This window comes from Streptomyces sp. NPDC054813, from assembly GCF_053611365.1.
Window position 1 is genome coordinate 192,736 of record NZ_JBSHAF010000022.1, and the last position, 10,172, is coordinate 202,907.

Genomic DNA, 10,172 nt, shown 5'->3' on the forward strand with positions numbered 1-10,172 from the left:
TGGGGGGCCGACGCCCGCGTTCGCCGTACCCGGGGCGCCCCGCGGCGGTATGCCGGTTGGGGCTTGGTGCGGGTCGTGGTCCAACCCCCCGCCAACCACCCCCCGGGGGGGCCCGGTGCCCTTGGCGCCCCGGGCCCCCGCTCGTCACCGCGAGGGCGTCGCCCTCCAGGGGAGGCGTTCAGTTTCCCGCCAGCAGCTGTGCCAGCTCCGCGTCCAGGTCGAACCGGCCGGACTCGGACCCCGGCGGCACCACGGACCACGTCTCGCGCAGGAAGGACTTCACGCCCTGCGCGGGGAACTCGAGTAGGGCCGATCCCTCGGGTGAACGCAGAGCGATGGAAACCAGCTCGCGTCCCGAGTCGACGACCGGCCACATGTGCACGTCGCCTCCCTGCCCGGTGTGCCCGCTCAGGGCCTGAGCCAGCATCTCGCGACTGAAGAACCACTCGACCGTTCGATCCTGGCCCGGAAGGTGGAAGACGGCGCGGACGGCATAGGGGTCGTCCGTCTCGTACCGCAGTGCCGCATACATCGGCACCGACAGGTCTTGTGACAGGACGAGCTCCACGGGCAGCTCGTACGCCACGGTTCTGACCGATCTCACTGTCCCTCACTCCTGCATCCCGCTCGCCCGGCGCTGTGATCGCTCCCCGGGTGCTTCGAGGCACGGGACGTGGTGGCATCGCCGGCGCGACCACAAGCGTCGCAAGACGAAAGCGGTACACGCGGTTCATGCGTGCCGGCCCCGTTCGGCCAGGAAGCGATTTCATCGGACCGGGCCTGATGTCGGCTCGGCGAGCGATCGGTTTGACGGGTCGCAACGACGTGTCCCCCGGCCACGGCGCTGCGGCTCGTCAAACCGACCGTGACGGCCTGCAGCCGCATCAGCGCTGGTGCAGATACCAGGCGACCTGGTCCAGGTACCAGCGCTCGCCGCCGATGCCGGACCGCGTCGTCGCCTCCTCCTGCCGGCGGTGCCCGTCCCAGGCGTACAGGTGGCTGCCGTCCCCACGCTCTTCCTGCGTGCGGTAGTGGTGCCGGTCGTCGTGGTGACCTTGGCGGTCGTCGTCCTTGTACCAGCCACGGGGTGCGTCCCAGCTGTCGTCCTGTTCCCCGTGGTGACCGCTCCTGTATACGTCCTCGCGGTGGCTGTCACGGTCGCGGGCGGCCGCGAAGGCGGCGACCGAGGACCGCGCGTGATCCGCGGGTCCCGAGGCCGTCGCCGCCGACGCCGCGCCGCCGGCTCCGAGAAGGGCTCCGCCTGCCAGTGCCGTAGAAGCGACAGCGATCGAGACGCGCCTGATCCACCTGTTCATGGTCAATTCCTTGTCATTTCCATGTGCGGCGACTGCGCCGATGTGGCAGCCGCTGCGATGTCCGTGTTGTGCGACCCGGAGATTCCGGATCAGCCGGTGCCGAGCCCTGGGGGACATCCTGAGGGGGTCCTCATGTTCAGCGCTGCCCAGCGTACTCGAGGGGGTCCTCATGTTTGCGGTGAAGCCCGTCACAGCACGCCGAAAGAGGCGACCGGCACGGGCGGCGCACACCCGGGCGAGGCGACGCACCCTGACCTTGAGCTGCTTTGACGAACATCCGGGAGCAGGGATCGAGCCTCCGGGAGCATGTCCGAGGCCGACGGGAGAAGGGGAGCCGCATTGCAGCTGCCAACCGATGCCGTCGGGACAGCGGCGGAGTCGCGGTTCGAGGCCTACCGCTCCCGCTCCGGCCGTCACCGCCGAAGGTGGTCCACCACGGGCTCCGGTCGTCGCGGCTGCCGTCGAAACTGGCCGGGCGGGTACGGTCGACCACCGAGAGTGTCCGGTTCATACCGTTCTGGGCGGGGTATCCCTTGGCTATGAGCACCGTATCGATGGAGCTGGCCGCTCCCAGCGGCCTGTTGAGTCTCGGGCTGTTCGTGGTGGCCGTGGCCGTACTGGCGATGCTCGCCGGGGGCTTCTGGCTGGGCAACCGTGTCAAGTACCGCGAGTCGCCCCGGCCGCGCCCTGATGAGCAGCCCAAGCTGCCACCGGAGGGCGCGGTCCATGAGATCCGGGAGAACCGTGAGTCGGAGGAGATCCCCCGGATGCCCAAGGGCGGCCGTCCGCTCACTCCCTACGAGCTGAGCAATCAGCAGACCAGGCCGAGCACGTCGACGGACCGGCCGCGCTGGAGCAAGGGCAGCAGCGGCTCGTTCGGCGGTGGCGGGCTCGGCGCCCACTGACCCTAGACAGCCCCCCGGCCCGCGTCGAGACGTCCGACGTGGGCCAGGTTCCCGAGGTCCTCGGCGTCCTGGCTCGGCGTTGCCGCGAACCAGGCGTCGAGGATCTCCTTGAGCACCGGCTGCGAGGTCAGGCGCAGGCTCAGGGCGAGGACATTGGCATCGTTCCAGCGGCGGGCGCCGTCGGCGGTGTACGCGTCCGCGCACAGGGCCGCGCGGACGCCGGGCACCTTGTTCGCGGCGATCGAGGCGCCGGTACCGGTCCAGCAGCAGACGACCGCCTGGTCGGCGGTGCCGGCGGCGACATCGCGGGCGGCCGTCTCCGAGCAGACCGCCCACTGCGGGTCGGCCCCCGGTTCGAGCGCGCCGTACGTACGCACCTCGTGGCCACGGCGGCGCAGCTCCTCGACGAGCAGCCGCGCGACAGGTTCGTCCATGTCGGAGGAGACGGAGATCCGCATGTCCACAGCCTAGGGCCGGTCCGGGGTGGCATACGTGCGGGCCTCGATCGCGGTGAGGACCGAGGACATGTCGAGGCGGCCGTTGCCCAGCCGTACGCTCTCGCGGTAGAGGTCGCTGCTGAGGTCGAGGAGCGGGGTGGCGATGCTGGCCGCGCGGGCCGCGTCCGCGATCAGCCGGGTGCCGGCGTAGGCGTCCGAAGTGGCGGCCTGCACCGTGAAGTCGTGCGCGGCGGGCATCGGGACCCTGACCCGGGCCACGCCGCTGCCGAGCCGGCCGGAGTCCACGACGGCCCGGAAGGTCTCCAGGTCCAGGTCCTGCCGCTGGGCGAAGACGTCCTCGACACTCCACACGACGAGCGGGGTACCGGCCCGGGCGAGATTGAGCGCCATGGGCTGCCCCATCACACCGAGCCCCACGAAGCCGTGCAAGGGGGCATCGGGGCTGCCGGTCGCTTGCGTCATCGTCGTAACTCCCGGTCGCGTGCGGAAGGTGAGGGCCGTCGGCACCGTACGGCGCGCAGGCGCGGCCGCCCACGACGGGTGAGGCCGATCGGGTCAGGCGCGGCGCGCCTCGGGTGTGCGTGCGGTCGTCGGTGCAGGATCGGGTGTGCGGCCGCCTCGGGACGGGCCGCACCACCACGTGAAGAGGCCCGGCCATGAAACTCCTCGACAGCCCGTTGTTCAGGCCGCTCGGGCTCGGCGGCCGCCGTGGCGACACCGCGGCGGCGGCATGACGGCCGCTCCGGGCGGCGGCCGCTACGGCGAGACCTTCTTCCGGCCCGATCAGGCGGGCGAGGGTGAGCGCATCGACGCCGGCGCCCTCGTCTACGACGACGTCACGATGGCCCGGCTGCGGGCGCTCGGGGTCGGCCCGGGCTGGCGTTGCCTCGATGTGGGTGCCGGTACGGGCACGGTCTCCCGCAGGCTCCTGGAGGAGGCCGGGGTGGAGAGCGTGCTCGCCGTGGACCGGGACGTACGGTTCCTCACCGAGCGGCCCGGGCTCGATGTCCTGGAGGCCGACATCACCGCCGCCCCGGACTCGGTCCACGGCCGGTTCCGGCTCGTCCACGCGCGCTTCGTGCTGATGCACCTGTCCGAGCACGACCGCCTGATCACCGCGTTGGCCGGGCTCGTGGAGCCGGGCGGGGTGCTGGTGCTCAGCGACGCGGTCGACCTGACGAGCGACCGGACGCCCGACACGCCGTACACCATGGCGATGCGGGCGATGTGGCAGGGGCTGCGGGCGACCATCGGTACCGATATCTCCTGGGTGCCGTCGTACCCGCAGCTGCTGCGGGGGGCGGGGCTGGTGTCCGTCGCCGCCGAGATCCACGTACCGCCGCTGCTGCCGGGCAGCCCCATCAGCCGGTTCTGGGCGGACACCTGGGAGCGGAGCCGGGCGGCGATGCTCGCCACCGGCCTGGTCGACGACGCGGCCGTCGACGCGGCGGTCCGCTACCTGGCCTCCGACGAGTGCGCCGCGCTCTCCGCCGGCATGCTGACCGCCTGGGGACGCAGACCCGAGGAGAAGACCGCGGGCTGACCCGCCGCGACCGGCGCACTCCCGTACTCCCGCTTCCGGCCGCGCGCCGCTCGGTGGTGGACGTGGACTTGGCCCCGTCTCCTGGCATGCCGAGCTGCAATTGGACCATCGGGACGGCGAGGGCGCCGAGGCTCACGACACCGGGCGCGCCGACGTACCGCGTGTTCAGCAGGGCCTACCGCGGTTCGTGTACGGCGGTCACTCCGTGTGTCCGGCGTATCCACGTGTTGCATCTGCGCAGAACCAGCACACAGGCTGCACACTGCCCGGCCAAAGGATCGCTACCGTTCTGGCCGTTCGATCCCACGTGCGATCGAGATCAGGCCACGGCCGAGGACGCCGTTGGCGCAGTCGAGTCAGGAAGACCGCGGATGGACTACTGCTCCTCGTGCCGTCGGCACCTCAACGGCGCCCTGGCGTGCCCCGGTTGCGGCGCCTACGCCCCGGACATCGCTCCCCGCGCCGTTGTGACGCCCTGGCGGGCCCCGGCGGACAGCACCTGGCACGACCACATGGACGAGACGGAAGAGGGGGCAGAGGCCACCGAGGTTTCGTACGACGGCTCCCCCGCCGGGTCTGCCGCGCCGGTCGGCCGGGCGGCCCGGCGCCGTCAGCGGGCCCGCTGGAAGAAGACCCAGCGGCGGGCCCTGGTGGCCACGGCGGTCGCCCTGGTCGGCGGCGGTCTGACCGTCGCCTCGCTGGACCGGCAGTCCACGGACCGGGCGCAGGCGGCCAGCGCTCCGGACAACACGACCATGGGAGTCGCGGACGAGGAGGCCACGGTGCCCACGCCGTCGGCGTCGGCACCGACCGGCCGCCACCGGGCCCCGGACCCCACCCCCTCCGCCCGGTCGACGGCCACCGCCAACGCGCCGCAGGAGCAGACCGCCGGTACACCCCGCGCCACCCCGACGCCCCGTCGGCTCACTCTCACGTCGGTGCCGTCCACGGCGTCGTCCGCCGCCCAGCCCCAGGCGGCGGCCGCAGCCACGGTGTCCGGCACCATCACCGCCCCCCAGTCGGAGCCGGCGGCCACACCCACCCCCACCGCCGGCGACAGCACACCGGCACCGACGGCGAGTCCCGCACCGACCGCGACCTCGCCCTCACCCTCGCACTCGCAACTCTGCCTGCTGGTCATCTGCATCGGCTGACGCACCGCCCCGACGGCCGTCTCACTCCGCGATCCGGTCCACCGGCCCCCGGGCCAGGGCGCGTTCAGCCTCAGGTGGCAGCTGCGCCTGTTCATCGCAGGGGACGTCAGGAACCGTCCGTGGAAGCGCCGTCGGCTGTGTGCTTGCCTGCGGGGTCCGGCTCGTCGGCGCCCGGGAGAGTGAGTGCGGCCTCGAGCCCTCCGGCAGGGCTTTGACCGAGGTGGAGGGAGCCGTGGTGGAGGTGGGCCTGCTGGTCGACGAGGGGCAGGCCGAGGCCGGATCCGGGTGCACGGGTTCGGGTTCCACGGGTGAAGCGCTCCTTCATGGTGTGGCGCTGGTCGGGCGGGATGCCGGGCCCGTCGTCGCCGATGGTGATCCGCACGGTGTTGCTGCCGGTGGCGTGGGCGAGGTGGATGTCGACGGTGCCGTCGGGGCGGCCGTGGAGAGCTGCGTTCTCCAGGAGGTTGTTCCACGGCCAGGCGCAGGCCGGCGGGCCGGCCGAGCACCGCTGCGGGGGTGGCGGCCGCCAGGTGGTAGGTGACGGTGGGACGCGTGGGCGACGGCTTCGTCGAGGAGTTCGCCGAGGTGGACGGGGGGCGTTCGGGCAGGGCGTGGGCGTCGCCGCGGGCCAGGGTCTGCAGTCCGGTCAGCAGGGCGCTGATGCGGCCGTGCTCGGTACGCATCGCGTCCAGGGCGCGGCTGCGCTGGCGGGCGGGGAGCTCGGGGTTGCGCTGGAGGGTTTCGATGGTCATGCCGAGGCTGGTCAGGGGGGTGCGTAGTTCGTGGCCGGCGTCGGCGGTGAAGCGGCGGGTGGCCTCCATGCTGGTGCGCAGCTGGTCGAGCATGGTGTTCAGGGCGTGGGAGAGGTCGGCGACTCCCTGCGGGCGGGTGACGGCGGGCAGTGGCCCGGTGGTGCCGCGTGCTCCTCAGAGCGGCCACAAGAACCGTGGCCAGGGTGAAGTGCACGCCCAGTCTCCGGGGCTCTGCCCGATTCCCGCCGTGACGAAGGAAGCCCGCTGATGACCTTGTCCACCGTGCTGCCCCGCGGGCACCGCAAGCCACCCGGCCGCCGCCGGGGCCGACGGGGCTTCACCCTGGCCGACCCGCTCGGCGCCCTCGCGATCCTCTCCGCCATCGCGGTCGTCGCGCTGTGGGTGATGAACCAGGGCGGCCCGCTCAGCCTCACCACCCCGGATCGGGCGACGGGCTCCCTCGGCCTGCTCACCGGCCTGCTGGCCACCGACCTGATGATCCTTCAGGTCGTTCTCCTGGCCCGGATCCCCTGGGTCGAGCGTTCCTGAGGCCACGATCTGCTGACCCGCCGGCACCGCTGGATCGGCTTCGCCTCGTTTGATGGCCGCCCACGTCGTCCTCTTCGCCGTCGAACGCGTCGTACGCGAACCCGCGGCGATGCTGGATGCGCTGGTGCGGGTGTTCATCACCGATTCCTGGATGCTGTTCGCCACCGTCGGCACCATCCTTCTGATCATGGTGGTCGTCACCTCGGTCCGCGCCGCGCGCCGCCGCCTGCGCTACGAGTCCTGGCACCTGCTGCACCTGTACTCCTACGCCGGGATCGCCGCCACGTTCCCCCACACCTTCGTCGACGGTGCCGACTTCCACGAGACCTGGACCCACGTCTACTGGTGGTGCCTGTACGGCTTCGCGTTCGCCGCCACCCTCCCTTACCGCATCGCCTTGCCGGCCTGGCGCTCCCTCTACCTCCGCCTGCGGGTGGAGTGCGTGGTCACCGAAGCACCCGGCGCGGTCTCCGTCACCCTCAAGGGGCACCGGCTGGACAGGATGAAGACCACCTCCGGCCAGTTCTTCGTCTGGCGCTTCCTCCACGGCCCCGGCTGGTCCCGCGGCAACCCCTACACCCTCTCCGCGACCCCCACCCCTGACCGGCTGCGTATCACCATCAAGGCCGCCGGGGACGGCAGCGAACGTGCCGCGCGCCTCGCCCCGGGCACCCGCGCTCTGATCGAAGGGCCTTACGGCACACTCACCGCCCGCCGCCGCACCCAGCCCCGCATGCTCCTGATCGCCGCGGGCATCGGCATCACCCCCCTGCGCGCTCTGCTCGAAGACACCCCCTACGCCCCCGGCGAGACAACGCTCGTCTACCGCTACAGCGTGGACCAGCACGCCGTCTTCGTCGACGAACTCCGCGAGACCGCCGCCCGCCGCGGCGTCGAGCTCGTCTCCCTGCCCGGGCCCCGCCGAGCCGACACCTCCTGGCAGGCCGCAGGCCCCGCACACTCCGGCGACGACGCCGAGGCCCTCAAGAGCCTCGTCCCCGACATCGTCCACCGCGACATCTACGTCTGCGGCCCGCCCGCCTGGATCACCGCCGCCCGCAAGGCCGCCCGCGGCGCCGGCGCCCACCGGGACAACGTCCGCACCGAGGGGTTCGCCTGGTAGCCGCGCGACCACCACGCCACACCTGACCCACCGACCGGGAGTACCCATGCGACGCATCACCCTCTGGATCACGCCACCCTCGCCGTGACCGGCCTCCTCCTCGCCTTCCAGCTCAACCTCTCCGGCACCACCGGCAAATCCGGAGACGACGGCAACCACACCGAACCCGGTTCCACCGCACCCGCCGGCCTCGGCCAGGACCAGGCAAGCCCGGCGACGGCACCCCCGGCGACGGCGAACACGTCGGCAAGCCCGGCGAGAACAAGTAGCCCTCGAACCCGTACGGCGCTCCGCCCCGACGGCGCCCGCCGTACGGGTTCACCCCGTTCTTCCGGACGCCGCTGCCCACGACATCGTCGTACGCGGCGGAGCCAGGACGGGTACTGGTCCAACAGGGTTTCCCCGGGCGGGAGTTCACCGGGCCGCCGAAGGGGTGCCCGTGATCGATCTCAAGTCCGGCTTCCTGGCGGCGGGTTCACCGTTCGGGAGGCAGGCGAGCGGCTACGACGTGACGGACGTCGTCTTCACCTCGCCGTGGCATTCCGAGAGGAGTTGCCGCTGAACGCCACGGGCAAAGTGATGAAGGACCAACTGCGATGAAAAGGCGGACGGGAACCACGACCGGGAACCCGTCCTCGGAGAACGGAGATCTCTTTGTGACGACGAACCCCGCTACCGATGCGCCGGCGGATCTGTCACTCGCCCCGCTCGAACGCCTCGACGAGGAGATCATCGCGCTTCTCGCGCGCCGCCGCGCGATGGCCCAGGAACTCGCGCCCCCGGCCCGCGCCCGCGCCGCCGACCCGGCCTTCGCGGAGACCGTACGCGGCATCACGGGCCGCTACCGCCAGGAACTGGGCGGCGCCGGCGAACTCGTCGCCCGCGCGGTCATGGTGCTGTGCGATCCCAACCGCGAGTCCTGAAGAAAGCTTCCTCCGAGCCCAGGCCACGGAGGCGCCCGGTCCGTTCGGGCACCCGGCCGAAGCCCGCGTCCGCCCCGACGCGGGCTTCCTGCTGTCTACGGGTGCCCGGCCGGCCCATCGGATCGGTGCGCACAGATCCCGAGCCCCGCGCGGATGTCGTCTTCGCCACCTCGAAGGAGTGCGACAACACACAGGTGACAGCGGTGGAGGCATCGTTGACATGGTCGAAGATTTGGCCGTACAAACCTGCGCAGGGGATCGGCCGGCCGTTTCGGCAGTACGGGGGCAACCCCGTCTCCACGCCGTGCTTCGTCCTGGTCACCGAGGAACTCGCGCGGGGCTGGATGAGCCTTGCCGGGGCGATGGGCGGTCACACGGTCGTCGCCAAGCTCCCGCAGTCGTACGGCACTCCGGAACAGAAGCAACGCTGTCTGCCCCGGCTGGCCACCGGAGAGATCCGGGCGACGATGGCGCTCACGGAGCCGGGCGGCGGCTCCGATCTGCAGGCGATGACGACCGTGGCACGCCGCGAGGGCGACACATACGTCGTCAACGGGTCCAAGACCTGGATCACCAACTCCCGCCGCGTCGGCCTGATCGCGCTGCTCTGCAAGACCGATCCCGACGCCGAGCCGCGCCACCGGGGCATCTCGATCCTGCTCGCCGAGCACGGCCCGGGCCTGGCCGCCTCCCGCGACCTGCCCAAGCTCGGCTACAAGGGCGTGGAGAGCTGCGAGTTGTCCTTCGAGGACTACCGGGCGCCCGTCGACGCGGTGCTGGGCGGCGCGCCGGGCCGTGGCTTCGCCCAGATGATGAAGGGGCTGGAGACCGGCCGGTTGCAGGTCGCCGCGCGCGCTCTCGGCGTGGGACGGGCGGCCCTGGAGGACTCGCTGCGGTACGCGCAGGAGCGCGAGAGCTTCGGCAAACCCATCTGGCGCCACCAGTCGATCGGCAACCACCTCGCCGACATGGCGACCAAGCTCACGGCCGCCCGCCAGCTGACGCTGTACGCGGCCCGCGAGGCCGACGCCGGACGGCGCGTCGACATGGAGGCCGGCATGGCCAAGCTGTTCGCGTCCGAGACGGCCATGGAGATCGCGCTCGACGCGGTCCGGATCCACGGTGGCTACGGCCACTCCACCGAGTTCGACGTGGAGCGGTACTTCCGGGACGCACCGCTGATGATCGTCGGCGAGGGCACCAACGAGATCCAACGGAACGTGATCGCCGCGCAGTTGGTGGCCAGAGGCGGCCTCGATGGCTGAGCGGAGTCGCCGTGGCTGAGCAGCCGCAGCGGCAGAGCACCTACTTCCGGCTGGCGCGGGAACTGCGGGCGGCCGTCGCCGCCCTTCGTCCTCCAGGCCGCCGTCGAGCAGGTGTCCCCGGCCGCCGTCCTGATCCCCTCCTCCGCGGAGGGCAAGGAGATCGCCGCGCGTCTCGCGCTGCGGA

General features: G+C 72.0%; 12 protein-coding genes and 2 pseudogenes. 8 read left to right on the top strand and 6 right to left on the bottom strand.

Annotation, left to right across the window (positions count from 1 at the left end):
* Positions 1–178: 178 nt before the first annotated feature.
* Positions 179–604, bottom strand: coding sequence for an SsgA family sporulation/cell division regulator (locus ACWGJB_RS36080; protein WP_453384261.1), 426 nt, complete (start codon positions 602–604; stop codon positions 179–181).
* 280 nt (positions 605–884) lie between these two features.
* Positions 885–1,316: a hypothetical protein gene (locus ACWGJB_RS36085; RefSeq protein WP_453384262.1), complete on the bottom strand. Its 432-nt coding sequence runs from the start codon at positions 1,314–1,316 to the stop codon at positions 885–887.
* A gap of 539 nt (positions 1,317–1,855) precedes the next feature.
* Here ACWGJB_RS36085 and ACWGJB_RS36090 point away from each other — a divergent pair.
* Positions 1,856–2,221 carry a DUF6479 family protein gene (locus ACWGJB_RS36090; RefSeq protein ID WP_450766489.1) on the top strand — a complete coding sequence of 122 codons (366 nt, stop codon included), beginning with the start codon at positions 1,856–1,858 and terminating at the stop codon, positions 2,219–2,221.
* A 2-nt stretch (positions 2,222–2,223) separates the two neighbouring features.
* Here ACWGJB_RS36090 and ACWGJB_RS36095 read toward each other — a convergent pair whose 3' ends face one another.
* Entirely contained in the window at positions 2,224–2,679 is a 456-nt protein-coding gene (locus tag ACWGJB_RS36095; protein ID WP_453384263.1) for an RpiB/LacA/LacB family sugar-phosphate isomerase, read from the bottom strand.
* A 342-nt stretch (positions 2,680–3,021) separates the two neighbouring features.
* Positions 3,022–3,141 (bottom strand): annotated as a pseudogene (locus tag ACWGJB_RS36100) (NAD(P)-binding domain-containing protein); the annotation flags it as partial.
* Between the two features lie 268 nt (positions 3,142–3,409).
* On the opposite strand from ACWGJB_RS36100, the gene ACWGJB_RS36105 reads away from it, so the two are divergent.
* On the top strand, positions 3,410–4,222 hold the full coding sequence (locus ACWGJB_RS36105) for a class I SAM-dependent methyltransferase (RefSeq protein ID WP_453384264.1): 813 nt from the start codon (positions 3,410–3,412) through the stop codon (positions 4,220–4,222).
* 371 nt (positions 4,223–4,593) lie between these two features.
* Complete coding sequence (locus ACWGJB_RS36110) at positions 4,594–5,376, top strand: SCO2400 family protein (RefSeq protein WP_453384265.1); 783 nt, start codon at positions 4,594–4,596, stop codon at positions 5,374–5,376.
* A gap of 106 nt (positions 5,377–5,482) precedes the next feature.
* On the opposite strand, the gene ACWGJB_RS36115 is transcribed toward ACWGJB_RS36110, so the two are convergent.
* Together ACWGJB_RS36115 and ACWGJB_RS36120 are read right to left on the bottom strand one after the other, a co-directional pair.
* Complete coding sequence (locus ACWGJB_RS36115) at positions 5,483–5,836, bottom strand: sensor histidine kinase (protein WP_453384275.1); 354 nt, start codon at positions 5,834–5,836, stop codon at positions 5,483–5,485.
* A 214-nt stretch (positions 5,837–6,050) separates the two neighbouring features.
* Positions 6,051–6,221 (bottom strand): annotated as a pseudogene (locus ACWGJB_RS36120) (histidine kinase dimerization/phospho-acceptor domain-containing protein); the annotation flags it as partial.
* Positions 6,222–6,395: 174 nt separating this feature from the next.
* Here ACWGJB_RS36120 and ACWGJB_RS36125 point away from each other — a divergent pair.
* The 5 genes from ACWGJB_RS36125 (at position 6,396) to ACWGJB_RS36145 (ending at position 9,988) form a co-directional block, all read left to right on the top strand.
* Positions 6,396–6,677, top strand: a complete 282-nt coding sequence (locus ACWGJB_RS36125) for a hypothetical protein (protein WP_453384266.1) — start codon at positions 6,396–6,398, stop codon at positions 6,675–6,677.
* A 52-nt stretch (positions 6,678–6,729) separates the two neighbouring features.
* Positions 6,730–7,800 (top strand): ferredoxin reductase family protein, encoded by a 1,071-nt coding sequence (locus ACWGJB_RS36130; RefSeq protein ID WP_453384267.1) that lies wholly within the window; start codon positions 6,730–6,732, stop codon positions 7,798–7,800.
* A gap of 439 nt (positions 7,801–8,239) precedes the next feature.
* Positions 8,240–8,362, top strand: coding sequence for a hypothetical protein (locus tag ACWGJB_RS36135; protein WP_453384268.1), 123 nt, complete (start codon positions 8,240–8,242; stop codon positions 8,360–8,362).
* A gap of 94 nt (positions 8,363–8,456) precedes the next feature.
* Positions 8,457–8,723, top strand: coding sequence for a hypothetical protein (locus tag ACWGJB_RS36140; RefSeq protein ID WP_453384269.1), 267 nt, complete (start codon positions 8,457–8,459; stop codon positions 8,721–8,723).
* Positions 8,724–8,848: 125 nt separating this feature from the next.
* Positions 8,849–9,988, top strand: coding sequence for an acyl-CoA dehydrogenase family protein (locus ACWGJB_RS36145; protein ID WP_453384270.1), 1,140 nt, complete (start codon positions 8,849–8,851; stop codon positions 9,986–9,988).
* Positions 9,989–10,172 lie beyond the last annotated feature (184 nt).

Bases quoted from the DNA above. Each gene is read 5' to 3' on its own strand.
- ACWGJB_RS36085 (WP_453384262.1), bottom strand. From the start codon at position 1,316: ATGAACAGGTGGATCAGGCGCGTCTCGATCGCTGTCGCTTCTACGGCA.
- ACWGJB_RS36090 (WP_450766489.1), top strand. From the start codon at position 1,856: ATGAGCACCGTATCGATGGAGCTGGCCGCTCCCAGCGGCCTGTTGAGT.
- ACWGJB_RS36095 (WP_453384263.1), bottom strand. From the start codon at position 2,679: ATGCGGATCTCCGTCTCCTCCGACATGGACGAACCTGTCGCGCGGCTG.
- ACWGJB_RS36105 (WP_453384264.1), top strand. From the start codon at position 3,410: ATGACGGCCGCTCCGGGCGGCGGCCGCTACGGCGAGACCTTCTTCCGG.
- ACWGJB_RS36110 (WP_453384265.1), top strand. From the start codon at position 4,594: ATGGACTACTGCTCCTCGTGCCGTCGGCACCTCAACGGCGCCCTGGCG.
- ACWGJB_RS36125 (WP_453384266.1), top strand. From the start codon at position 6,396: ATGACCTTGTCCACCGTGCTGCCCCGCGGGCACCGCAAGCCACCCGGC.
- ACWGJB_RS36130 (WP_453384267.1), top strand. From the start codon at position 6,730: ATGGCCGCCCACGTCGTCCTCTTCGCCGTCGAACGCGTCGTACGCGAA.